Annotated in this window: 27 protein-coding genes and 1 pseudogene; 16 read left to right on the top strand and 12 right to left on the bottom strand. The window is 40.9% G+C overall.

What is annotated here, in order from left to right; genetic code table 11:
- Nucleotides 1-29 precede the first annotated feature (29 nt).
- The 4 genes from xerC (at nt 30) to PSI23_RS15230 (ending at nt 2,733) form a co-directional block, all read left to right on the top strand.
- On the top strand, nt 30-1,103 hold the full coding sequence (gene xerC / locus PSI23_RS15245) for a site-specific tyrosine recombinase XerC (protein WP_273555886.1): 1,074 nt from the start codon (nt 30-32) through the stop codon (nt 1,101-1,103).
- Nucleotides 1,104-1,660: 557 nt separating this feature from the next.
- Nucleotides 1,661-1,891 (top strand): hypothetical protein, encoded by a 231-nt coding sequence (locus PSI23_RS15240; protein ID WP_273555882.1) that lies wholly within the window; start codon nt 1,661-1,663, stop codon nt 1,889-1,891.
- A 285-nt stretch (nt 1,892-2,176) separates the two neighbouring features.
- Nucleotides 2,177-2,440, top strand: a complete 264-nt coding sequence (locus tag PSI23_RS15235) for a hypothetical protein (RefSeq protein WP_273555881.1) — start codon at nt 2,177-2,179, stop codon at nt 2,438-2,440.
- A complete protein-coding gene (locus tag PSI23_RS15230; protein WP_273555880.1) occupies nt 2,440-2,733 on the top strand; it encodes a hypothetical protein in 294 nt (97 codons plus the stop codon). The genes PSI23_RS15235 and PSI23_RS15230 overlap by 1 nt, the downstream gene beginning before the upstream one ends.
- A gap of 77 nt (nt 2,734-2,810) precedes the next feature.
- On the opposite strand, the gene PSI23_RS15225 is transcribed toward PSI23_RS15230, so the two are convergent.
- The 3 genes from PSI23_RS15225 to PSI23_RS15215 all read right to left on the bottom strand — a co-directional run bounded on the left by PSI23_RS15225 (nt 2,811) and on the right by PSI23_RS15215 (nt 5,246).
- Nucleotides 2,811-3,086 carry a SymE family type I addiction module toxin gene (locus tag PSI23_RS15225; protein ID WP_273555879.1) on the bottom strand — a complete coding sequence of 92 codons (276 nt, stop codon included), beginning with the start codon at nt 3,084-3,086 and terminating at the stop codon, nt 2,811-2,813.
- 466 nt (nt 3,087-3,552) lie between these two features.
- A complete protein-coding gene (locus PSI23_RS15220; protein ID WP_273555878.1) occupies nt 3,553-4,323 on the bottom strand; it encodes an ABC transporter permease in 771 nt (256 codons plus the stop codon).
- Nucleotides 4,323-5,246 (bottom strand): ABC transporter ATP-binding protein, encoded by a 924-nt coding sequence (locus PSI23_RS15215; protein ID WP_273555877.1) that lies wholly within the window; start codon nt 5,244-5,246, stop codon nt 4,323-4,325. The genes PSI23_RS15220 and PSI23_RS15215 overlap by 1 nt, the downstream gene beginning before the upstream one ends.
- A gap of 181 nt (nt 5,247-5,427) precedes the next feature.
- Between PSI23_RS15215 and can the strand changes: the two genes are divergently transcribed.
- Entirely contained in the window at nt 5,428-6,081 is a 654-nt protein-coding gene (gene can, locus PSI23_RS15210; protein ID WP_273555876.1) for a carbonate dehydratase, read from the top strand.
- Nucleotides 6,082-6,160: 79 nt separating this feature from the next.
- Here can and hpt read toward each other — a convergent pair whose 3' ends face one another.
- Nucleotides 6,161-6,700 carry a hypoxanthine phosphoribosyltransferase gene (hpt, locus tag PSI23_RS15205; protein ID WP_273555875.1) on the bottom strand — a complete coding sequence of 180 codons (540 nt, stop codon included), beginning with the start codon at nt 6,698-6,700 and terminating at the stop codon, nt 6,161-6,163.
- 199 nt (nt 6,701-6,899) lie between these two features.
- A pseudogene (locus PSI23_RS15200) lies at nt 6,900-7,148 on the bottom strand (hypothetical protein); the annotation flags it as partial.
- Between the two features lie 2 nt (nt 7,149-7,150).
- Between PSI23_RS15200 and PSI23_RS15195 the strand changes: the two are divergent.
- Nucleotides 7,151-7,309 carry a hypothetical protein gene (locus PSI23_RS15195; protein ID WP_273555874.1) on the top strand — a complete coding sequence of 53 codons (159 nt, stop codon included), beginning with the start codon at nt 7,151-7,153 and terminating at the stop codon, nt 7,307-7,309.
- A 219-nt stretch (nt 7,310-7,528) separates the two neighbouring features.
- On the opposite strand, the gene ymcF is transcribed toward PSI23_RS15195, so the two are convergent.
- The 3 genes from ymcF to hemL all read right to left on the bottom strand — a co-directional run bounded on the left by ymcF (nt 7,529) and on the right by hemL (nt 9,480).
- On the bottom strand, nt 7,529-7,651 hold the full coding sequence (gene ymcF, locus PSI23_RS22970) for a cold shock small protein YmcF (RefSeq protein WP_273555885.1): 123 nt from the start codon (nt 7,649-7,651) through the stop codon (nt 7,529-7,531).
- A gap of 6 nt (nt 7,652-7,657) precedes the next feature.
- The gene (cspE, locus tag PSI23_RS15185; RefSeq protein WP_273555873.1) at nt 7,658-7,870 is read right to left on the bottom strand and encodes a transcription antiterminator/RNA stability regulator CspE; all 213 of its coding nucleotides are present in this window, start codon (nt 7,868-7,870) and stop codon (nt 7,658-7,660) included.
- A 326-nt stretch (nt 7,871-8,196) separates the two neighbouring features.
- Nucleotides 8,197-9,480, bottom strand: a complete 1,284-nt coding sequence (gene hemL, locus PSI23_RS15180; protein ID WP_273555872.1) for a glutamate-1-semialdehyde 2,1-aminomutase — start codon at nt 9,478-9,480, stop codon at nt 8,197-8,199.
- 240 nt (nt 9,481-9,720) lie between these two features.
- On the opposite strand from hemL, the gene erpA reads away from it, so the two are divergent.
- Entirely contained in the window at nt 9,721-10,065 is a 345-nt protein-coding gene (erpA, locus tag PSI23_RS15175; protein WP_273555871.1) for an iron-sulfur cluster insertion protein ErpA, read from the top strand.
- Between the two features lie 198 nt (nt 10,066-10,263).
- On the opposite strand, the gene PSI23_RS15170 is transcribed toward erpA, so the two are convergent.
- Nucleotides 10,264-10,512: a TroA family protein gene (locus PSI23_RS15170; RefSeq protein ID WP_373567342.1), complete on the bottom strand. Its 249-nt coding sequence runs from the start codon at nt 10,510-10,512 to the stop codon at nt 10,264-10,266.
- Nucleotides 10,513-10,646: 134 nt separating this feature from the next.
- Here PSI23_RS15170 and PSI23_RS15165 point away from each other — a divergent pair, with 134 nt between their 5' ends.
- The 7 genes from PSI23_RS15165 (at nt 10,647) to PSI23_RS15135 (ending at nt 16,433) form a co-directional block, all read left to right on the top strand.
- Nucleotides 10,647-11,249 (top strand): hypothetical protein, encoded by a 603-nt coding sequence (locus tag PSI23_RS15165; RefSeq protein ID WP_273555870.1) that lies wholly within the window; start codon nt 10,647-10,649, stop codon nt 11,247-11,249.
- 279 nt (nt 11,250-11,528) lie between these two features.
- Complete coding sequence (locus tag PSI23_RS15160) at nt 11,529-13,163, top strand: two-partner secretion domain-containing protein (protein ID WP_309145416.1); 1,635 nt, start codon at nt 11,529-11,531, stop codon at nt 13,161-13,163.
- Nucleotides 13,112-14,155 (top strand): hemagglutinin repeat-containing protein, encoded by a 1,044-nt coding sequence (locus PSI23_RS15155; protein ID WP_273555868.1) that lies wholly within the window; start codon nt 13,112-13,114, stop codon nt 14,153-14,155. The genes PSI23_RS15160 and PSI23_RS15155 overlap by 52 nt, the downstream gene beginning before the upstream one ends.
- Before the next feature lie 134 nt (nt 14,156-14,289).
- On the top strand, nt 14,290-14,475 hold the full coding sequence (locus PSI23_RS15150; protein ID WP_273555867.1) for a hypothetical protein: 186 nt from the start codon (nt 14,290-14,292) through the stop codon (nt 14,473-14,475).
- A gap of 185 nt (nt 14,476-14,660) precedes the next feature.
- Nucleotides 14,661-14,870, top strand: a complete 210-nt coding sequence (locus PSI23_RS15145; RefSeq protein WP_273555866.1) for a hypothetical protein — start codon at nt 14,661-14,663, stop codon at nt 14,868-14,870.
- On the top strand, nt 14,867-15,265 hold the full coding sequence (locus PSI23_RS15140; protein ID WP_273555865.1) for a hypothetical protein: 399 nt from the start codon (nt 14,867-14,869) through the stop codon (nt 15,263-15,265). Before PSI23_RS15145 ends, PSI23_RS15140 begins: the two co-directional genes overlap by 4 nt.
- Before the next feature lie 301 nt (nt 15,266-15,566).
- Entirely contained in the window at nt 15,567-16,433 is an 867-nt protein-coding gene (locus tag PSI23_RS15135) for a two-partner secretion domain-containing protein (RefSeq protein ID WP_309145415.1), read from the top strand.
- A gap of 404 nt (nt 16,434-16,837) precedes the next feature.
- Here the strand turns inward: PSI23_RS15135 and btuF are convergent, their stop codons facing one another.
- Nucleotides 16,838-17,677, bottom strand: a complete 840-nt coding sequence (gene btuF / locus PSI23_RS15130) for a vitamin B12 ABC transporter substrate-binding protein BtuF (protein ID WP_273555864.1) — start codon at nt 17,675-17,677, stop codon at nt 16,838-16,840.
- A gap of 27 nt (nt 17,678-17,704) precedes the next feature.
- Entirely contained in the window at nt 17,705-18,403 is a 699-nt protein-coding gene (gene mtnN, locus PSI23_RS15125; RefSeq protein WP_273555863.1) for a 5'-methylthioadenosine/S-adenosylhomocysteine nucleosidase, read from the bottom strand.
- Nucleotides 18,404-18,515: 112 nt separating this feature from the next.
- Between mtnN and dgt the strand changes: the two genes are divergently transcribed.
- Nucleotides 18,516-20,042: a dGTPase gene (dgt, locus tag PSI23_RS15120; protein WP_273555862.1), complete on the top strand. Its 1,527-nt coding sequence runs from the start codon at nt 18,516-18,518 to the stop codon at nt 20,040-20,042.
- On the opposite strand, the gene PSI23_RS15115 is transcribed toward dgt, so the two are convergent.
- Nucleotides 20,032-22,392 carry an ATP-binding protein gene (locus PSI23_RS15115; protein ID WP_273555861.1) on the bottom strand — a complete coding sequence of 787 codons (2,361 nt, stop codon included), beginning with the start codon at nt 22,390-22,392 and terminating at the stop codon, nt 20,032-20,034. The two genes, dgt and PSI23_RS15115, sit on opposite strands and share 11 nt — an antisense overlap.
- Nucleotides 22,393-22,445: 53 nt before the next feature.
- On the opposite strand from PSI23_RS15115, the gene rlmD reads away from it, so the two are divergent.
- Complete coding sequence (gene rlmD / locus PSI23_RS15110) at nt 22,446-23,783, top strand: 23S rRNA (uracil(1939)-C(5))-methyltransferase RlmD (RefSeq protein ID WP_273555883.1); 1,338 nt, start codon at nt 22,446-22,448, stop codon at nt 23,781-23,783.
- Nucleotides 23,784-23,787: the final 4 nt, after the last annotated feature.

Genomic DNA, 23,787 nt, shown 5'->3' with positions numbered 1-23,787 from the left:
TAGCTTCCATAACAAAAAGGAAAATCCGAATGACAACTTCACACGACAACCCGCTTATCACCTTACGCCAGCAACTGGAAGCGTACCTCGATACACAGGCCGCACAGGGAAAAAGCCCGCGCACGCTGGAAAGCTACCGGGAACGGCTGTTACCGTTCGTGGACTGGTGCGAACAGCGCACCGTGCAGTATCCGGCACAGGTGACGCTGGGGTTGCTGGAAAGCTGGCAGCGCTATCTGCGGGCCTACCGCAAGGCTGACGGCCAGCCTTACAGCCATAACGGCCAGCGTGAACGCCTGAGCACACTGCGGTTGTGGTTCCGCTGGCTGCTGCAACGCCACCACATCCTCTACAACCCGGCCGAGCAGCTGGTGTTGCCGAAAGAACAGAAGCGGTTACCTGCCCAGATTATGAGTGAACGGGAAACCGCGCAGGTGCTGGACAGCCTGGATGACCCCAGTGTGCTGGGGCTGCGCAACCGGGTGATGCTGGAAATCCTCTGGAGCAGTGGCATCCGGCGTATGGAGCTGCGTCAGCTCCGGCAGGGGGATATCGACGTCGAACGCGGGGCCGTGGTGGTTAATCAGGGCAAAGGTCATAAAGACCGGGTTGTCCCCATCGGTGAGCGGGCGCTAAGCTGGCTGAAACGTTATCTGGTGCAGGTCCGGCCACAGTTGGCAGCGCAATATGACAGCGGTTATCTGTTTATCTCGCAAAAAGGCAGGCCGCTCAGTCCGGGACACCTGACGCACATCGCCGCAAAGGCCATCCGGCAGCAGGCCCAGCTTGATAAGCCGGGCGCTTGTCACTTGTTCCGGCATTCAATGGCGACCCAGATGCTGGACAACGGGGCCGATATCCGCCATATCCAGGCGATGCTGGGACACGAAAAACTCAATACCACCCAAGTGTATACGCGGGTTGCTATCGGACACTTAAAGAAAGTGCATAAACAAACCCATCCGGCCGAGCGTGACCCTCAGGCATTGCCGGAAGCAGACAATCATACCGAACCGCCGGAGAGCCGCTCAGGCCGTGCCAGCGGAGAGCCGGACACCGTACCGACACTACTGTGTACCGGACAGCCCGATCATCCCCGTTGAGTTGGGCAGGTTCGGTGCGGGGGCAGACCGTGGCCGGACTGCCCGTCGGCCTCGGCGCCGGCGGGGGTACGTGGGCCATGGGCGGCCTGAGCATGAGTGTCCCCGTTCAGTCCGTGCCGGCCGCCCAAAGCCCACTCAACATAATGTGGGGGAATTATACGCCACTCACCGGGCCGCCCCGCTGCCCGAATCAACACCGTGCAGCGGTTCGCAGCGTATAATTGACATTATGTCTGGCGCCCCCGCTTTGGCATCGCTGGGGTGCCGCCGCACAAGGCTTCGCCTTATGCTATAACCTTCTGAGCCAGTCCTCGGCAAACCCCGCGCCGAACCGGAACACCATGCCCGCGTCCGGCATCGCATCCGCTTCTGCTTTAGCTGCCGTGCTCTCATCCAACCAACAACCCTGAAGGCAGGTCGGCCTGCGGCCTCCGCGGTTTTACCTCCCCCGCCCCAACCCCGCTGCACTGGCTGCGCGCGGCTCGCAGTCGCTGCGCGCCTCGCTCGTTGCCGTGCTCGCCCTCGCCGCCCCGTGCAGCCCCCGCAGGGGGCTTCCCTTGAGCAAAACGCCATCAGCAAAACCGAGCCAGAACTTGAGCAACGGAGTACCAGAGCGTCGCAGGGCGCCGCTTGCGGGTTCTTTGCCACCCGCCCCCGCAGAACGGCCGCCCGCCGCCCAGACAAGCAGGGCGACGTTCGCCCGTTGCCGTGAAAAACCTCACAAAAACAGGCTGTTCAGCCCATCACAAGGGAAAAGGGGCGCTATACTGCATCGCGGCTTGCCGTGATAAAATCCTGAAAGTGCACATCGGCGTTTTAGGTTCGTAGGGATGAGCAGAACAGATAAAAACGGTGCTTTAACACGCTGATAATCAAAGAGAAAATCGCTTTAAACAGTATGACCGCACCGGAACCCTCCCTATGACCCCATCGGGCTACTGGGTGGGGTGAATCCTTATGGGTCTGTGCATAATCCGGTTGGATTTGTAGATCCATTCGGGTTAACTCCGTGCCCAACAGTAGATGAACCTAATTGGACAAACCATGGATTTAAGCATTTCCCTCAGAAAAATATGTCTTGGAAAGATATTGTTAAATCAACGAAATCTGGGCCTGCTAAATATACGCCTGAGATTAATATTGAAGCATTAGAACGTTCTGTTTATAAAACAGGTCAACCAGTTACAAATGGTAAGCCTTGGAAAGTTCAAGATATGGGGGAAATTATCGGGGCTAGTGAAGGTAAACCAAGTCAATGGATAAGAGTTGAATATAGCGGGGGTACTATTCACGGACATCCAATTTCTCTGAACGAATTTAGGAAACTGACAAAATAATGAACATTGATTTTTCAGAAAAAAGTGGAGTGATCATTTTTAATGATTTTTGTATTAGTGATGATATTCCTCTTGAGAATCAACTTGATGAATTAAAAGAAGATATGTTGCAGGTAGAATTTCCTAATGGATATCTTTTAGACATAGGCTGGAGACCCTCATTCGAAATTGATGGACAGTTTAAGTTGGCATTAATTAAAGACTTTAACTGGGAAAATCCTATTTTTTTAGATTCAGCAAATGATTTATTTGAATTAGAAGAAAAAATTCAACTAGCAATGCACAAATTATAACTGATGAAATCTAATAGCCGGAAAGAACCCTGCGATCTTCCGGCTTTGTCCTTTTAAGAGCGGCTCAGTCCCTGCCCTTAATTGCTGTTGTAGTCACCAATCAGTTCCCGCATTCTCAGCTTAATCTCACTGAGCTGGTCTTGCTGGCGCTGGTACTGTTGCTTAATGATTCGGGTGTCGTCACTGTCGGGGATCAGCACCAGACAGCCGTCCATAATCTTAACAGTCAGTGTGCCACCAATAGCAAAGCCCGCGGCCTTAAGCCATTGCCCTTTAAGATGGATTGCGGGCGGGGCGCTGGCCTTGTCATTTTGCGGCACGTATCCCACGGTATAATAACGTTCGGTTTTCATAATTTTTAATTCATATGGGTACAGATTAAATCATGATTATGAAAAAATTTATAGATTCCCAAATCCTTAGTATCCCAATGTGGGAAAATATCCATAGTATGAATTACAATAAAAACCAATGTCTTAATTAAAAATAATAACATTATGGTTTGCAGTAAATATTTTTATATATAAATGACAAGTAATTTGCTATGGCTAATAATATTATTTTTTCATTTTAGTAATTATGGTCATAATGTTTTAAAATTAATCCTATTTAAATAAAAACAAAAAATGAGATTCCGTTAATATAACTTATAACATTAATTAGGTCTGAGCTTATGAATTTAATGGTTTTATTATAGACAAAAAACACTCTAACAAACTGCCAATGATTTTTTATCATTGGCTCCATTCATGCAGAGAGTAATGAACTATTTATTCCCCACTCCGCCGTAATCAACGGCGGAGTACCAGACTTTAGCTATTACGTTCTTAATCCTCGCCCTGATTCAATTAGATACCAAGCTAGGAAATAGAACCCAATAATAAATAGGCTCAACATACCTAATGTCATTGCCAAAGAAACATCCGTAATACCGAGAAAACCATAGCGGAAGCCACTGACCATATAGACGATTGGATTAAGTTTTGACACTGCCTGCCAAAAAGTCGGCAACAAGGTAAGGGAGTAAAATACGCCTCCCAGATAAGTCAACGGAGTCAGAACAAATGTTGGGATAATGCTAATATCATCGAATGTTTTCGCAAAAATAGCATTCAACAGCCCCGCCAACGAAAATAGGATCGCCGTTGCCAGCAAAGTGATTACCACCATTCCCCATGAATGTATCTGTAACGGTACGAATAATAGGGAAACTAATGTCACCAGAATACCAACGCACACCCCACGGGCTACTCCGCCTCCAACAAACCCAGCAATGATGATATGGGTTGGAACCGGAGCAACCAGCACTTCTTCAATACTGCGCTGGAACTTAGCACCAAAGAAAGACGAAGAAACGTTAGAGTAAGAATTGGTGATCACTGACATCATTATCAGCCCAGGCACAATAAACTGCATATAGCCAAATCCCCCCATTTCACCAATGCGGGAACCTACCAGATTGCCGAATATAACGAAATAAAGGGACATAGTGATTATAGGCGGTAGTAATGTCTGTACCCAAATACGACCAAAACGGGTGATTTCTTTAATCCAAATGGTTTTCAGAGCCACCCAATATAGTTGGATCATTATTTATCCCCTTGATTATTATTGGTTAATCCGACAAATAACTCTTCCAGACGGTTCGCTTTGTTACGCATACTGCTGATTTGTATACCCTGCGTACTTAGCTGGGAGAAGATATCATTCAAACCCTGCCCACGTTTTACATCTACTTCCAGCGTTGCTGCATCAACCAGACGGTAGTCGTAACCTTCAACGATAGGCACCGTTCCTTTCGGCGCTAAATCGAACAAGAATGTTTCACGTTCAAGCTGGCTGAGCAGATCTTTCATCGTCGTGTTTTCTACCAACTCACCGTGCTGGATAATACCAATGTTACGGCATAACATCTCAGCTTCTTCAAGATAATGAGTCGTCAGAATGATTGTGGTTCCCTGCGCATTCAATTCTCTCAAAAATTCCCACATAGATCGGCGCAGTTCGATGTCCACTCCTGCTGTGGGTTCATCGAGAATCAACAATTTTGGCTGGTGCATTAAAGCACGAGCAATCATTAAACGCCGTTTCATACCACCCGACAAACGAATTGCTCGTTCGTTGCGCTTTTCCCATAAATCCAATTGAGTAAGATAGGTTTCAGCTCTTTCCTGCGCTATATTGCGCGGAACGCCATAATATCCCGCCTGGTTCAATACAATCTGAATCACCGTCTCAAATTGATTGAAATTAAATTCCTGTGGAACAAGACCAAGCTGTCGTTTGGCATTGACGAGAGCTGTATCAATATCGTAGCCAAAGACCTTAACCTTACCGCTACTTTTATTGACCAAGGAGCTGATAATACCTATTGTCGTGGATTTTCCTGCCCCATTTGGCCCTAAAAGCGCGTAGAAATCGCCTGCTTCTACACGCAAATCAATCCCCCGCAGCGCTTTCACTCCACCCTCATAGACTTTCGTGAGCTGCGTCAATTCCAATGCGTAAGCCATAAGTAAAAAATACCTTTATTATTCGCTAATTCTGAGTGCAAGATAGGAATTATGCCATTATTTTCCCCCTATTTCTTAGCAATGATAGGGACCAAATAAAAAACATTCTTCAATTAAATATTAAATTCTCAATTAATGTTGTATATGATTCTATCTCAAAAATGTTACCAGGCTATTCGTTATGATGAGAAAAATTGAAGAGCTGTTTGCTAGGAACAAACAGTGGTCAAAGTCCGTAAATGAAGAGAATCCGCTTTTTTTCAAGGAATTATCAAAAGCGCAAAAACCTCATTTTCTGTGGATAGGCTGTTCTGATAGCCGTGTACCTGCCGAAAAATTGATTGATGCCGCACCCGGCGATCTTTTTGTTCATCGAAATGTCGCTAACCTTGTTATTCATACCGATTTAAACTGTTTATCTGTTGTACAATATGCCGTTGATGTTTTGCAGGTTGAACATATCATCATTTGTGGTCACTACGGTTGTGGTGGTATTGAAGCAGCCGTGGATGGTACTGAATTAGGTTTAATCAATAACTGGCTGCTCCACATCCGTGATTTATGGTACAAGCACAGTTCCATGCTGGGTGAGCTACCTCCCAGCGATAGACTGAATCGTTTGTGTGAACTGAATGTAATTGAGCAGGTTTATAACCTCGGACACTCGACCATTATGCAGTCTGCATGGAAACGCGGACAGAAAGTGATGATTCACGGTTGGGTTTATGGTTTGAAGGATGGAGAGTTGCATGATTTGGATATCACAGCTGACAGCCGTGAAAAATTGGAACTCAATTACCGCCAGGCTATTTCTAAGTTATCTCAAGCAAAATAATCTATTGATTATAAAAAAATGGCAGCTTTTTGCTGCCATTTTCTCATTCTGTATGGATTACTTCTGCTTACCGCAAAAATTAATCTTCCAGTAGAGTGACATGTCCAATATAAGGCAAATGGCGATAATGCTGTGCATAATCAATGCCGTAACCGACAACAAATTTATCTTCAATTGAATAACCAATCCACTCAACTGGAACGTCGACTTCACGACGAGATGGTTTGTTCAGTAAAGTACAAATCGCCAGTGAATTAGGTTCACGCAGCCCCAGAATTTCGCGGATTTTGTTCAGTGTATTGCCTGAGTCGATGATATCTTCAACGATCAACACATCTTTACCACGAATGTCTTCATCCAGATCCTTGAGGATTTTCACATCGCGGGTAGAACTCATCTCATTGCCATAGCTGGATGCGGTCATAAAATCCACTTCATGAGGAACCTGAACTTCACGACATAGATCCGCCATAAAGATAAACGATCCTTTCAACAGGCCAACCAACACCAATTCACGATTGCTATTACGATAATGTTCTGTAATCTGTTGCCCCAGCTCAGCAATACGTTGCTTAATTTCCTGTTCGGAGATCATCACTTCTACAATATGTTTCTTCATCAATATAACCGATTGTTTTTTAATAATAAATTCATGTTAAATCATGTGATAAATCTTCAAGATTGATACACTGATTGATACACAGTTCGCCGTACAAATATGCACACATAAGAAAACATGAGAACAAAATATTTTTCAGAGTATAACAGAACTCATTAATTACAGTAAAAGAGGGGATTGACTACTGACGAATATCGCCGTCCTCCCCCTCCTTAATGCCAGTCACCCTGAATTGCTGGATAGCCAACTCTGTCGCATCAATGGCCCAGACACATTCAACGGTAGGGATTTCTGAGTACTCAGTGGTGACCGTGATAACTTTTCCATTAGCGGCCTGAATGGTGCGTCCATCGGCTTTCCCCGACGGCAGATTTAGGATTAACCGCTCCCCCACTTTTGCCGAAGATACTCTATCCAGTGTGATATTACGCCCATTCACAGAACTCAAATGTGGATATCCTCTTCACCGGAAAATTCCAGCTCATCACGGCTGATAATGATATAGAGCCACAATCCCGAATCGAAGAAATTGTGAATGAATTGGCTGGCAAAGCGGGTTTGCGCCGCATAAGTGATTTTTTAGCTCACAGAGAATGGAGAAACATCTGAGACAGAAAACCAATTTTCATGTGGAATTGTTTCTAAAACACATGCTGACGTTGTTGCCATATCACGCTGTTTTTACATGATATTTTATATCCCATAGTCAGTTATTGTGCATAACTACATATGTAACTCTGACCAAAGGAAACAGCAAGTTTTATTCTTAATTTCAGGCAATAAAAAACCCCGCATTTGCGAGGTTTAACTATCTGAATGTATGCCTATTTAAACAGGCAACATAACTGATTTACAAAAAATACATTTTGCTCCGTATGGATTATTCTCTGATACATCAGAGAGATATCTCCGATACTGTGAGCCTTTACAGCATGGACATCTGAAATAGATGTCGCCTTAGAGAGCTACCACATTTGCAGCCGCTGGGCCTTTCATACCATTTTCGATGGTAAATGAAACTTCTTGCCCTTCATCTAAGCTTTTAAAATCATTACCTTGGATTGCAGAATAGTGAACAAACACATCTTTGCTGCCATCTTTTGGAGAGATAAAACCGAAGCCTTTATCGTTATTAAACCATTTTACTAAACCAGTCATTGTATTAGACATATGAATTCCTTTAAATTTTTTGAGTTGCCATAAGGCAGAATAAGGTTTGTTTTTAATTTGTACGTACTTATGGGAACTAATTAGAAGGAATTCGCAATGAAGGGATATCAAAGATAACGCTAAATGGTGAACTGCTTTAAACTTGCTTGTCATAAATAGGTCTGTACTTCCAAACCAATGACGCTATTAACTCACACTTTTACTGATATAGCAAACTTTATTTTCTATCTTTGTCAGAAAAAATTATTCACTACTTGAATTGGGTCGGTGTCCATATATATTTCTCAGATGCCACAGGATTGCGGCATCTGAGAAAAAGAAATATTTTATTTCAGTTTTGCGAAACAACGTGCTGCCGCATCAACAGTGCGCTGGATATCTTCATTTGAGTGGGCGATGGACATAAATCCCGCTTCAAACGCAGAAGGTGCCAGGTAGATACCTTCATTCAGCATTAAGTGGAAGAATTGCTTGAAGCGTTCTATATCGCACTTCATGACATCCTGATAGCAGGTGACGTTTTCCGCATCGGTAAAGAAAATACCGAACATGCCGCCGACGTGGTTAACAACCAGAGGAATACCGGCTTCTGATGCCGCATTTTTTAAACCTGTAGCCAGTGTGTCGGTCAGTCCGCTCAAGCGTTGATGAATACCCGCTTGGGCAACTTCTTTTAGGCAAGCCAAACCGGCAGCCATGGCGATTGGGTTACCGGAAAGGGTTCCCGCCTGATAAACAGGGCCTGTTGGTGCCAGTTTTTCCATGATTTCCAGACGTCCACCGAAGGCACCTACAGGCATACCACCGCCGATGATTTTGCCAAGAGACGTTAGGTCGGGCTTAACATCGTAGTATTTTTGTGCGCCACCCAATGCGACACGAAAACCAGTCATCACTTCGTCAATGATTAGCAGGGCACCAAATTCATCACATAACTTACGCAGACCCGGTAGGAATTCTGGCTGTGGTGGAATGCAGTTCATATTGCCTGCGACGGGTTCGACGATAATACAGGCGATTTCTTCTGGATATTTTTCAAAGGCCTCACGGACGGAATTCAGGTCATTGTAAACACAAGTCAGGGTGTGTTTAGCAAAATCAGCAGGAACTCCCGGAGAGTTTGGCTGACCGATAGTCAGGGCACCAGAACCCGCTTTTACCAGCAAACAATCGGCATGACCGTGGTAACAACCTTCGAATTTAATGATTTTGTCACGTTGAGTATAACCGCGAGCCAGACGAATGGCGCTCATGGTGGCTTCTGTACCTGAATTCACCATGCGAACCATGTCCATGGAAGGCACCAGTTCGGTAACCAGTTTTGCCATTTCCACTTCGGCGGCGGTTGGTGCACCAAAACTTAAGCCACGCTCAGCGGCTTCAATAACAGCATTGCGGATAGCAGGATGGTTATGACCGAGAACCATCGGACCCCATGAACCGACATAATCGATATAAGCATTGCCATCAACATCATAAAGGTAGGCACCATCGGCACGTTGGATAAAAACAGGTGTTCCCCCAACACCGTTAAAAGCACGTACCGGTGAATTGACACCGCCGGGGATTACGTGTTTTGCCTGAGAGTAAAGCGTTTCGGACTGGCTCATTAATAAAAGCTCCTGAAAGACAAAGGAATAGATACGGGAATACCATTCTAAAGTACCCCGATGGGGAAGCCAAATCATCATATGGAGGGAGATAGCGAGAGAGGGAAATATGTATTTTTGCATTTGTGTGGCAAAACTTGAACGAATCAGTCAGGTATTAGATAATCGCGGCTAACTGATCAGAAAGCATAAAACGACTTTCCGGGAATTTTTACCGGAAAACCGGACTGGAGTAAAAATATGAGCGATGATGCTGCCCTGCCTTTGCAGTTTACTGATGCCGCAGCCAACAAAGTAAAAGTACTGGTTGCTGATGAAGATAACCCGAACCTGCGCCTGCGGGTCTATATTACAGGCGGTGGTTGTAGCGGCTTCCAGTATGGTTTCACTTTTGATGACCAAATTAACGAAGGTGATTTGACGATTCAGAAACAAGGAGTTGAGCTGGTCGTTGATCCAATGAGTCTGCAATATTTGGTAGGCGGTTGTGTGGATTACACGGAAGGATTGGAAGGCTCCCGTTTTATCGTTACCAATCCGAATGCAAAAACGACTTGTGGCTGTGGCTCTTCTTTCAGTGTCTGAGTGGAACGTTAGCTGTTGTAATAAAATGTTAGTTGTTTTAATAAGATATTGGTTGTTTTAATAAGATATTGGTTGTTTTAATAAATAGTAATAATGGCCTCCTTTTTGGGAGGCTATTTTGTAGCATCTATTGCGATGACGCGCCCCCAGTGTTCCCAACCATCCTAACGTTTCTCCTATGAATAGATTTAGTACTCGTTAATTATGAGGATAGCGAATGAGATTATTCACCTGAGCGGTTGCTTTTTTCTCAGGATAATTTAACTGCTGACAAAGTTGCTCTGCTGCCAAAATAATCCTCGGCCCTGCGCGGCTAAACCAGTCATCATTCAAGGCGATAATACTGACGTTCATCTGTGACTGCCAAAAATCCGCGACTCGCTGTTTTTGTTCTGCCGTTCCGCCTATTACAATCATTTCTGGTTTGCGGGTAAGTACTTTAACCAACTATAATTGTAATCCGGAACCTCCTCTTCCTTGATTCGAAAAGATTCAGTTTGAGTGAGCCAACCAAATTCAACAGTGTTGATTTGAGCTTGCAGTTTATATGGATTATTTGGCGTTGAAGTGGGAATTATCCATTGAGTTTCGAATTAAGTAGAGTGAATTCTCAATTAGCAGGTCAATTAAATAAAAATCATAATTTAAATAGTGCTGCTAGAATTATCGTTAATGAAGTAGTTGGTAATAAAGCTAATGTAGTAATATCTAATCAGAATGGAGATCTCCATTCTGTTAATGTAAGCAAAGGTCAGATCACTATTGGTGAAAAAGGTTTGAATGGTGATGGTATAAATGGAGTTGCGCTTGTAAGTAGATTTTTAGAAGTAAATGGGCAAATTAAAGCTAATGATATTTCTATAAAAGCTGGTGGTGATGAAACAGATTATAATAAACCTAGATTTGCAATAGATACAAAAGCTTTAGGTAGTATGTACGCTAGTAAGATTTTTGTACAATCTACTGAAAATGGATTTGGTATCAATTTAAGTAATTTAGTAAGTACTGAAATTTTAACCGTATCATCTAGTGGTCCAGTAAATCTTTCAGGTACTATTAAAAGTGGTAACTCTCTTATGGTAATGGCTCCAGTTATCAATCAAGCGAGTAATACAAAAATTGAAGCCGGTAATGGATTTCCCATGCTGATTAACATGAACCCATATGACACTATACTTAACTAATAAATAACTATTTCAAAACCCACTTAGAATTTAAGTGGGTTTTCTATAAATATTTATTTATAGCTTATCTTTAACTAATTTCATATGCATATAATTATATTAAATATATATAAACTAATCTACTTTTTAAAATTCAAAACGGACTTATAGACATATGTTTATTAGAAAAATTATTAAGTCTTTCTTTTATCTAACTTTAATATTTTCTTCAGAAACTATAGCTTTACCGAATAATATTGGTTCGATAGATCAAGAAATTATCAAACAAAAACAAAAAAAATATTAAAAGAATCCCAAAAACAACAAAATTTCGGTTCGGATCTTGAAGTATCTAAATCAAAAAATTCATTTACTTCAGAAGATAATTTATCTTGCCAAATAATTGCTAATATCTCTATTAACAATGCTCAACATTATCCAAAATCAAATCATGGTGAAGGTTTAGATGGTGGTTTAGGCGAATTAGATTCTATTGATATTATTAGTAGGGCTTTAGAATTAAACGGAAAAATTCAAGCAAAATCAACTAACCTTACTATAATTCAAGGTGCCAATAAAATAAATTACCAGAAAGGTACACTAGTTGGTAATATTAAGGGTGAAGGAAATTCACCAAGATTAGCAATTGATACTAAATCTTTAGGTGGTATGTATGCTGATAGAATTAATATTCTAGCCACTGAAAGTGGCGTTGGTGTTAACTTAAGTGATTTACGAAATATTCGAGGAGACATTACTATAAATGTTAATGGTGATGTAAATCTTATTCGTGAATTCAATACTGATAAACTTAAGAGTAGAAATATTTTAGCTAAAACAGATTTAAATATAGGGGCTAAAATTACTACCGATAAGGGAGATCTGATAGTTAGAACTAAAAGTTTAGAAAGTAAAGTTATATCCAAATTTGATAGATTAACGAAATATGATAATGATTTAGCTAAAGATACAGCAATTGATTTAGCATTTTCTAGAGAAGGAATTCATTCATGGGGTAATTCCTATATTTACGCCGATATCTTAAATAGTACTAATAATATTACCTCTAAAAAAGATTTAATTCTTACCGGACAAGAATTGAATCATTCCTATATTAGTGGTTTATATCATAAACCTAACCCTTATGTAAAAATAACACCTCAAATAAAAGCTCAAAATAATTTAGTTATAGATTTTAATAAATCAGTTAATATAAACACTAAACAGTTTAATGATGCCTATTTTAGAACGGATGATCAATATGCATACAGAATGAATCATATTAATGATGATTCAATTTCTGTTGAGGGTAAGAATGTTATAGTAAAAGCTAATGAAATCAATATTCATGGGGCAATAAAAGCTAATAATGATCTTAAATTTATTGCAAATAATAATATAAATGCAATAAAAAGTGAATTAAAGGCAGAAAACGAAGTATCCCTTATAGCAGGTAATAATATCGATCTTAGAAGGCTTAAGCTATATGCAAAATCTGCTAATTTAATTGGTAAAGATGGAAATGTTAAAGTTTATGGTATTAGTGATGAAGATTCTATAGTTAAAACTTATACTGATTTACCTTATGCGATAGCTAGTTTTATTGGTACTTTACAAGATTTAATTGTTTCAGCTGGAAAAAATATTACTTTTGAGAATACTCGACTTGTCGGTAAAACAGAGAATATCATATTTTCTGCAAATGAAGATATTACTATTGAAAATAATGATAAAGAGCTTAGAAATTATGTGATGAGTCCAGCTCATGAACAAATGTCAAAGCAAATTCTTGGAGAGCCTTTTGAGCTTAGAAGCCCGATTCTGGCTAAAAATCTCTCAATGACTGCGGGTAAAAATTTAGTTTTAGCCGATGTTCAAATAAATTGTTGGGGGGGGGGGGGGGAGCAAATAATTGCGGTGGTAATAATGATTTAGTAAAAGTAGATGAAACCAATAGTGTTAATTTAACTGCTGGAAAAGGCATTGCAATAGGTTTGAAGAAATTTAACCAAAGATATGCTTTTGATTGGGGGAGAGTAGAAGATTTAACTACATTTATTAATTCCGGAAATATAGCGATAAATTCTGGTGGACCTCTTATATTGCAAGCAGCTCAAATTAATTCTAAAGAAAGTACATCAATATTAGCTGGGAATTCCTTAATATCAATCTCGAAAGATTATGGTAGAGGTGATCCAAATTCAGATTATTTTCTTGACGCTAATTTAATAACTTCCATTAAAAGTGATAAAGATCTTACTTTAGTATCTAATGGAGATATTTCAACCCAAGGTGATAATTTAATATCTGGAAGGAATCTTACTATAACTTCAGGAAGTAATATTAAATTTAATGCGGCTCTTAATAGAAAATATTCTATGAAAGGTGATAATTATGAGCACGTAACTCATAAAGGAACAATTTTAGGAGCTAAAGGGTTATTAACAATAACCTCTGAAGGGAGCATTTTATTTAAAGCTACTAAGTTAGCTGTTGAAGGCTTAAAAAATATTGCAGATGTTTCAAATAAATCCTTAAAAGAAGCTATGGCTTCTGGGGCTATGGATATAGTCGCTAAAGGTGGATATTTATATGCTCAAGCTTTAGATGAAACCGTATATTACGAATCAACATCCACAAAACGAAACTGGTGGGGAAAGAAAAAAGAAATAAAAAAAATAAATCGAACTACAACTCCAGTAGTGACTGAATTCTCGGCCCCTACAGGTTATATCAATATTCTAAGTAGAGATGATAGTAATTTTGAAGCCAGTAAAATTGAAGCTGGTAAAAATACTAACTTAACTAGTTTACAAGGAAAAGTTAATTTTAAGGCTGTAGAAGCTAATAACTTTAGACAAACTATTACATTGTCTAAAGGGTTTTTCATTAAACACAGCGATCAAGGTTATCAAGAAAATAAATGAATTTTACCTCAAATTAATGTAGGAGGAACACTTACAGTTAATGCAAACACAGGTATTACTTCGGATATAAAAGTAAAAAATGATCAAAATTTACAAGACGCTGTTACTTTATTAAGTACTGAACTTGGCATGTCTTGGATCAAAAATCTTTAGAAAATGTTGCGGGGTTTTTGACTGGAGCTACAATTCCTATAGGCGTATTGAAAGGAGAGGGAATTCTTAATAAATCAAATATAAAGCTTTTTCCATCAGATAGTCCCAGTTCAGGTGGTCACTGGAATGCATTGAGTGAGATGGTAGAAAAAGCTAGAATACGTTAGCATCAAATGTTAAAAGATAATGTAGGATATAATATGAATCCCATAAGTGCAGATAAAAACTATTCTGAAATAGGAAGATACGGTACTTTTATCACTGATAAACAGGGGCCCTTAAATATTTCAATGGAGTGGAAAGTGGGGAAGTTACTATTTCTAAAGCTACCGCTAAACAAATAGAGATAGATATGGGATTAACAGAGGATTCATTATTAGGGGGATTTAATATTCGTAAAATTGAAGGTATACGTGATATGAATCCTCATAGTCCCATGCCAGCTATAGGTAATGTAAACTTTCTTGGATCTAGACAACATTTACCCGGTGGAGCACCTGAAATGGTGATAAATTCTGTCCCTACTTCAACTACACCTATATTAAAGGTAAATGTAAAATGATTAAATATCCTGAAAATTCAATTATAATTAGAGATATAGTAAGCAATACTTTAAAGATTATGGTTACAAAAAACGGAGATAGACTAGTTAACAAGATGAAGTTACTAGGTTTTTCTATAATGAATGATGAAATCAGAGAATATTATAAGGATGATGATAGATATTATATAGATCCCTTTACAAATTTTATGAAACTATCGGTAGATACGGAAGAAGAAAAAATAAAAATAATTAAATCTTTAATCAAAGAAGAAGCTCTTTTTTCATACGGACGTAGTTGGTCTCCTGGAGAAGTAATGGATTATTACAAAAAAGATAAGAAACTTATATCTGAAAAATACAAAACTATATGTTGGTATAGTTCGGAAAAGTACTATATTAGAGAAGTTGAATAAAATAACTTGGGATTATATTGAAGATAAATAGATTATTTTTCCTGTTAAATTAATTAAGTATTTAAAAATCTTAGACTCATAATAAATATTCTTTCAAGTAAAACTAAGTGAAAGGAGAATTAAAATAGTAAACTAAATCATATAATTCAAATTAGCATAACAAAGTTTATTGAATCAGTTTAAATTTTATCAACTAAAAGAAGATTAAACTATGATTATATTTAAAAACGCTATCTATTTTGTAAAAGTAACTTCTCTTGCGTCTTTATTATTTTCTATCAACCCAGCCTTTGCAAATTAAATAATTTCTAACGATTCTAATACTCAAATTCAAAATATTAATAATGTTCCAGTTGTTAATATAGCTACCCCTACTCTTTCTGGAATGTCTAGAAACACTTATAAAGAATTTAATGTCGAGAAGCAAGATCTAGTATTAAATAATTCATTAACTAAAATAACTTCTGAATTAGTGGGTCAATTAGATAAGAATCCTAATTTTAAAAATAGATCTGCAGAAATAATTGTTAATGAAATAGTTGGTGGTAATCAATCTCAACTTTTAGGAGCATTAGAAGTAGTTGGGGATAAAGCTAAAGTTATCATAGCTAATCCTAATGGTGTTATGATTAATGGGGCTAGTTTTATTAATAATAATGATTTTAATATTACTACAGGTAAACCTACTTTCGATAAAAAAGATCTACTTACTTTAGAAATAGCCAAAGGTCAAATCACTGTTGGTGAAAAAGGCTTAGAGCTTAAAGCTAGAGATAATGGCCCTAAAGGAGTCTCTCTTATGAGTAGAGCTTTAGAGGTAAATGGTATAGTTAGAGCTCCAGTAATTATTGCAATGACCGGAACTATAGCACCTCATATGAAAAATCCTAGTCTAACTCGATTAATTGAGGGAGAAGGAGCTAAACCTCAATTTTCAATCAATGTTAAAGATTTAGGCGGTATGTATGCTGACGCTAGAATTAGATTAACAAGTACTGAAGATTGTGTTGGGATTAATTTACGTAATTTAAAGGGTCCTGAAATTCATGCAAGTAATAATGGGGGTAATATCTATGTTACGACAAATGGATCTGAAGATATGAAAAATATAAATTTTTATGGTAATGATTCTAAAACTAAAATATTTATAGATGGTAAGCCTTATTAATGAAATTATATTTAAAATAACTTTACTTCTTTTGAAGAAATAATTTAATGCTTCAAATAGAAAGTTATACTAAGCCACTTAATTAAGTGGCTCAGACTACTGACAAAGTGCTGGTTTTTTATCTGGCACTTTGCTTTAATCAAGTTCCGTTCACCACACGGAGCTTACCACCATGTTAAGAATACCCCTCCCCAGACTTTCCCCCCGGAAACGTTCTCACCACCATTGCTTTTTTATAAAAAGAAAAAAATCTTCAAATTAATAGATGTCTAATATTAAATTATAGTGATAAATAATAGCCCTGTGATAATAAGCAGGGCGTGAACATATTTTCTGAATGTTTATTTAATGAAAAATAATTACAGTGTCTGATAATTATTTTTTCTTTGATTGTCAGGGGGTATTTAGTGAGCGGTGTGATGATTTAATCGGCTACAAAGTTGCTCTGCCGCCAAAATAATCCTCGGCCCTGAGCGGCTAAACCAGTCATCATTCAAGGCGATTATACTGATGTTCATCTGTGACTGCCAAAAATCTGTGACTCGCTGTTTTTGTTCTTCCGTTCCACCTATTACAATCATTTCTGGTTTGCGGGTAAGTACTTGCTCACGATTCACCTGCGGCCATGGAACGGGGCTGTCAGCAAAAATATTTTTACCGCCACATACGGAGACAATTTCGCTTTGGATAGTGTGGCTGGATGAGGTAAAAATCGGATTCATACCAAATTGTAAGAACACAGGCGTAGGAGTCAGATTGGCATAATCTTGTTTTAATTTATTGAATTTATTGCGAATAGCTTCGGCTGATTTTTTAGCTATATCAGGATGTGGGCTATAGGCAGCAAGCCGTTCCAGTTCTATCGTAACATCTTCTACTTTTTTTATATCAGAATAAAAAATCGGAATTCCCAAAGCAGCGAGTTGTTCCAGAGGGCGTTGAGGGTTACCGCCACGCCATGCCAGAATCAGGTCAGGTTTCAGGGCGATGATTCGTTCTACATTGAGTCCTTGCCAGTCAGCGACTTGCTCCAGCTTTTTAGCGGCTTCGGGATAATCGGAGTAAGCGCTAACTGCGATTAGCTGATCGCCCAGCCCCGCAGCATATGCCAGTTCTGTCGTTGATGGCGCAAGACTAATAACACGGGAAGCTGCCGCATAAAGTGGAGCATTGAAAACATACAAAAGGAATGAGAATGCCAGCCAAACGGATCGATGGGGGATTGTTTTCAAGAATGATTTCATTACCTATGCTCCACTTTAAATGATGGTTTACTGTTTGCTCAGTTCGGTCAGCATGGCATTGATCATCCGTGTGGATTCACGCGCCGCGACAACCAAAAATTCATCAAAACTGATATGGGATTCTTGATCTGCAACGTCAGAAATAGCACGAACGACAGCAAAGGGGACTTTATATTGATGGCAAACATGACCAATGGCTGCGGCTTCCATTTCAACCGCAGTAACTTTTGGGAAAGTAGCCCGAATGCGTGCCAATGGTTCTGAACCATTGATAAAGGCATCACCGCTGCAAACCAGACCGCGAACGGCATTCAGATTGAGAGATTGGATGCATTTTTCTGCCAGAATGATTAATTTATCGTCAGCAACAAAAGCAGGAGGGCATTGTGCCATTTGTCCCGGCTCATAGCCAAAGGCAGTAAGATCGGCATCATGGTAGCGAACTTCTTCGGAAACCACGATATCGCCCACTTTTAGTTTAGGATCAAGGCCACCTGCTGAACCCGTGTTAATCACGATATCTGGCTGGCAATGTTCAATCAACAAGGTGGTTCCAAGTGCGGCGGAGACTTTGCCAATACCGGATTTTAACAAGGCGATATCCACGCCATTCAGCTTGCCGGTATAGATTTCACATCCACCTCGTGACAATGTTTGCAGACCTTCGATCTGGTCACGCAGCAAAGTCACTTCTTGTTCCATTGCACCTATTACACCTATTTTCATTGTGTCATACTCACTATTAAAAGGCCGATTTAATCGGGAAGTGTATCATTGAATAGCCATTTACTAGAGTTTCCAATTCTAAATAGTCGTTTCATTTGGTATGGGGGGATTAATGTCTAAGATTGATTTTAAGCAGAAGTTGAATTACCAACGTAAGTTCAGTAAATCTTCCATTCATCCCGATGATGAAGAGCAAGTAAGCCGCCAGTTTGAAAGTGATAGGGGAAGGATCATCAACTCAGCCGCCATTCGGCGGTTGCAGCAGAAAACACAGGTATTCCCATTGGAGCGTAATGCCGCTGTACGCAGTCGGTTGACGCATTCGCTCGAAGTGCAGCAAATAGGGCGCTATATTTCAAAAACGATTATTGCGGAGCTGGCAAAGCAAAATTTATTGGAAAAATATGGGCTGAGTGATCGCTTACTTGCTTTTGAAAGTCTGATTGAAATGGCTTGCCTGATGCACGATATCGGCAATCCCCCATTTGGGCATTTTGGTGAGGCAGCAATTAGAGATTGGTTCTCCCGCCGATTGTCTCCTGATTATTCGCCAAAAACGGAAGAGCAGCAGGATACTTGTAAAGTCGCGGCGTTATGTCTGACGGGGGAAGAAAAAAAAGATTTATTCCGCCGGCAATTGCGTAAAGATTTATGTCAGTTTGAAGGCAATGCCCAAGCTATCCGGCTGGCACATAATCTGCTGCGCTTGAATCTCACTTATGCCCAGATTGGTTGCGTATTGAAATATACGTGTCCGGCCTATCGTCTGGAAGAAGCTCCGGCTGAATTCAGTTATCTGATGAAGAAAAAAGGCTATTACTGGTCAGAAGAGAATTTTATCCGTGAATTGAGAAAAGAATTGCAAATGGGAGATTTCTGTCGTTTCCCGCTGACATACATTATGGAAGCCGCAGATGATATTTCATATTGCATTGCTGATTTGGACGATGCTGTTGAAAAGGGTATTTTCAATGTCGCTCAGTTGGTGGAATACCTGAAAAAAGAGTGGGAAGAAAATGGCGGACACAGAAAGAATGATTTGTTCGAATCTACAGTGGCACAAGCCTATAAAAAAACAGCCAATAATGAAGCCCGCCGTAATGCCCACGAACAATTTTTCATGTATTTGCGGGTATTTATCACAGGGAAATTAGTGCCTTATAGCGCTAAACTGTTTATTGAACACCTTCCGGAAATTTATGCAGGTACATTTAACCATGCCCTGTTGGAAGGAGATGGAGATGAACACCGTTTATTGAAAACCTTGAAAAGTGTCACGCGTAAACGGGTTTTCAATCATCCTGAAGTGGAAGAGCTGGAATTACAGGGATACCGGATTATTACCGGATTGCTGGATGTGTATAACCCTTTGCTGGAACTGTCCCGACAGGATTTCATGGAATTGAATCAGAATAATTTTCACAAAAAATATTTTATTGAAACGCGCCTGCTGCACAAACTTTCGACCAAGCATCGTTTGGCTTATGGTGAGGCAGTGGAGGGAATTGTTGCCACTGATGAAGCCGAAAAAGATATGATCGAATTTTATTATCGGGCACGTCTCATTCAGGACTACATCAGCGGCATGACAGACCATTACGCTTATGAAGAATATCGTAAGTTTATGGTCACAAAGTAACGGGTTTGGTTGTTCTGGGTAGTCTGGTGACACTGAGTACGTCAGGAGCCGCTGCCATTACATGATTGATCTCGTCTATGAATTCAAGCAATTCTGGCTCCAGATCGGTCAGAGCAATGTCTTGTTGAAGTTGTTTTTCGACAAATTCGCAAATTGCTTTCAGTTTAGGAACACCGTTATAGCAGCAACTACCGTGCAATTGATGGACATGAAGCTGAAAGTGTTTGCGGGTTGCCTCTCCGTCAATGGTTAAGGCTTGTTCAATCATGCTCTTCATGTCGGGCAACGATTGCACCAGCATTCCCAGCATTTCCCGTGCCAATGACTCTTTTCCGGCGGTTTGTTCCAAAGCCATATCCCAGTCAATGGCTTGTGGTTTTTTCTGCTGGCAATATTGGTTCAGCAATATTTTTAAACGGTTTTCATCCAAAGGTTTGGCAAGACAGTCGATAAACGGTGTATTTTTTGCCTCATGGCAGGGAAAAGCTGTAACAGCAACAATGGGAGTCTCTCTATGTTGGGGTAAGTGATGGATCTGCTCAGATGTTTGGATACCATCCATATTTGCCATCTGGATATCCATCAAAATGAGATCCAGCGAATGTTTTCGCGCCATTTTCAGCGCTTCGATGCCGCTGTCGCACAGCAAGGTATTTTCAACTAATTCATTCAGCAATGTGCCGATCAATTTCAGGTTAGCGGGGTTATCGTCTACAGCCATTACGGTCATAGGTAAACGCGGTGATGCCGAAGAAATTGGCAGATCCACTGGAAATGAGCCGAATAAATATTCTTCTTTTTCCAGCCAGATATCAAAATAAAACACCGTGCCTTTAGCGACTTCACTGGTAAAGTCAATTTCTCCCTTCATTTCATTGACCAGCCGCTTAGTGATGCTCAATCCTAACCCGGTTCCCCCGTAATGACGGGTAATGCTCGCATCTGCTTGATTGAAGGCTTGAAACAGAATCGGACGATATTCTGGCTTGATACCGATACCTGTATCGGTCACGGTAAAATTAATCTGTACAAGATGGTGTTGCTGCTGGCGTAATGTGATATCCAGCGTCACGCTGCCTTTGTCAGTAAATTTAATGGCATTGCCAATGAGATTAGTCAGTATTTGCTGCAAGCGGATGGGATCGCCAATCATCAGATTGGGTAACTTCTCATCAATATAGTGATGCAGAGGAAGGTTTTTCACATTGGCCGCAGGAGTCAGTAGTTCAATAACTTCATTGACGGTATCCCGCAGTAGAAAAGGTACTTGATCCAATACCAGTTTATTGGATTCCAGCCGTGAGAAATCCAGAATGTCATTGATGATTTTTAGTAGATTATTGGCTGAACGATCAATGACATATAGGTACTCCATCTGTTGTGGCGTAATGGAGGTTTTTAACATCTGGCGGGTGAAACCAATGACTCCATTAAGTGGTGTGCGTAATTCATGGGACATATTAGCCAGAAATTCCGTTTTGATTCTGACCGCCTCTTGTGCGCGTTTTTTGGCAATAGTCAGCTCAACATTTTGGATCTCTAACTGTTCCATCGTAATTTGCAGATCGGAAGTCGCTTGATCAATATGCAATTGCATCTCGTTTTTATATTTAGACAACGATTCCGCCATGGTATTGATACCATTCTGCAGGGCAGTCAACTCCCCGGGCATAGCGCCGGTTATTCGACTGTTCAATTGCCCTTGCCGGATGCGGTTAACGGCTTTTACCATGCATTCCAGAGGCTCTGTGACTTTACATACCAGAATGTGGGCAAACAGAGCTGTTCCCCCGAGACAAAGGATTAACAGCATGATAGAAGTGGTAATGGTTTTGTATTGCTGAAGTTGTGCAGCCTGTAGATCCAAATCAATGGCAATATATCCGATAGGTTCACTATTGTTGGTCGTATTGAACCATTTATGGGAAGAAGTGGTTTCCGAGATAATCGGCATTTTCAGGATGATGCTGTTACTATCCTCTTCCTTAGTCAGTTTTGTCGGAATAGGGTCATTTGGACTGAGCCGTAGCTGATTCACATCATATTTGTCATTAGAAATTTCAAACAATTTATGCTGCTCATCAAAAATGGCAATGACCTTTACAATTTCAGAATTATGGCGATGCAGGTTATTTATCAGTGAGTTGACTCGCTTGCGATTGTCCAGATTAATGCCAATTTCGCTGGCAATGGACAACGGTTCAATAATACTGATCCCGCTGAGGACTATCAGCTTCTTCAACTCGTAATAGCGGTATGAGATAAATGATATACTTACAAGCGTTCCGACCAGTAAAACAGGAACCAATATCAGGCTCATCATACGGGTGCGTAGGCTATATTTGGTCATAGGCGTCCATTGTGGGAAAATCAAAACTCAATTTTTCAAAGTCAGTCAGAATCATGGTGCAATTTTACTCCCCAAATCGCCGCTCCGTAAACCGAGGCATTATTTCCGTTACCGCAGATAATCTTGATGCGCAAGGGCAAGGCATTGCTCGTCATCAGGGAAAAACTATCTTTATTCCAGGATTATTGCCGGATGAGCAGGCACAGATCCAACTGACAGAGGAAAAACGTCAATTTGCCAAGGCTAAAGTGGTGAAGAGGCTCTCAGATAGCCCGCATCGCGTAGACCCCCACTGCCCACATTTTAAAGTATGTGGTGGATGCCAACAGCAGCACGTTGCCACTGAGCTACAAGTTAACACTAAGGCCAGTGTACTGGAACACTTGATCCAGCGGGAAACGGGTGTCAGTATCAGCGCACATCCCATCATTCACAGTCCGGAATATGGTTATCGGCGCAGGGCCAGACTCGGTCTGCAATATCACGCCAAACAACGCACATTATTGATGGGATTCCGCCAGAGCCAGACCAACGATTTGGTCAATATTAAACACTGCCCTGTTATGCGCCCTGAATTGGAACAATTATTGCGACCGTTACATCAGTGCCTGAATAGCCTGAATGCAGTAAAACGCTTGGGGCATGTGGAGTTGGTATTGGCTGACAATGGCCCATTAATTGTGCTGCGCTATCTTGACTCACTTAAGCATGAAGATAAGGAAATATTGTGCACTTTTTCGGTGCAGTACAATGTTGCGATTTATCTGCTTGGTGATGAGAAATCCCTTGATCCATTAATGGCGGGGCAACCCGCACCGTGGTATCAGGTGGATGGGTTGAAACTGGTATTCAGCCCACAAGATTTTATTCAGGTTAATGATGAAGTTAACCAACAAATGGTGGCACAGGCGTTGGCGTGGCTGGATTTACAACCTACAGACAGGGTATTGGATCTGTTTTGTGGCATGGGGAATTTTACCTTGCCGATTGCCACTAAAGTACAGACAGTAGTTGGAGTGGAAGGGGTTGCTGCGCTGGTGGCGAGTGGGCAATATAACGCCCGGCTCAACGAGCTTAATAACGTCAATTTTTTTCATGAAAATCTGGAATCAGATATTCACCAGCAGCCTTGGGCCGCACAAGGGTTCAATAAAGTGCTGCTGGACCCCGCTCGCGCTGGCGCGGCGGGTGTTATGGCACATATTGTAAAACTGGCCCCCGAAAAAGTGGTTTACGTTTCCTGTAACCCCACGACACTGGCACGGGACAGCAAAGTCTTGCTGGAGGCTGGTTATCATCTAGCCAGTGTGCGGATGTTGGATATGTTTCCGCACACAGGCCATCTGGAATCCATGGCTCTGTTCAGCAGTGGGCCAATGGATATCGAGTAGGGAG

It is taken from the genome of Xenorhabdus yunnanensis (genome assembly GCF_028598805.1).
GTDB classification, from domain to species: Bacteria; Pseudomonadota; Gammaproteobacteria; order Enterobacterales; family Enterobacteriaceae; genus Xenorhabdus; species Xenorhabdus yunnanensis.
The sequence above is the reverse complement of the archived record's forward strand: the minus strand, read 5'-3'. Positions and strand labels throughout refer to the sequence as shown.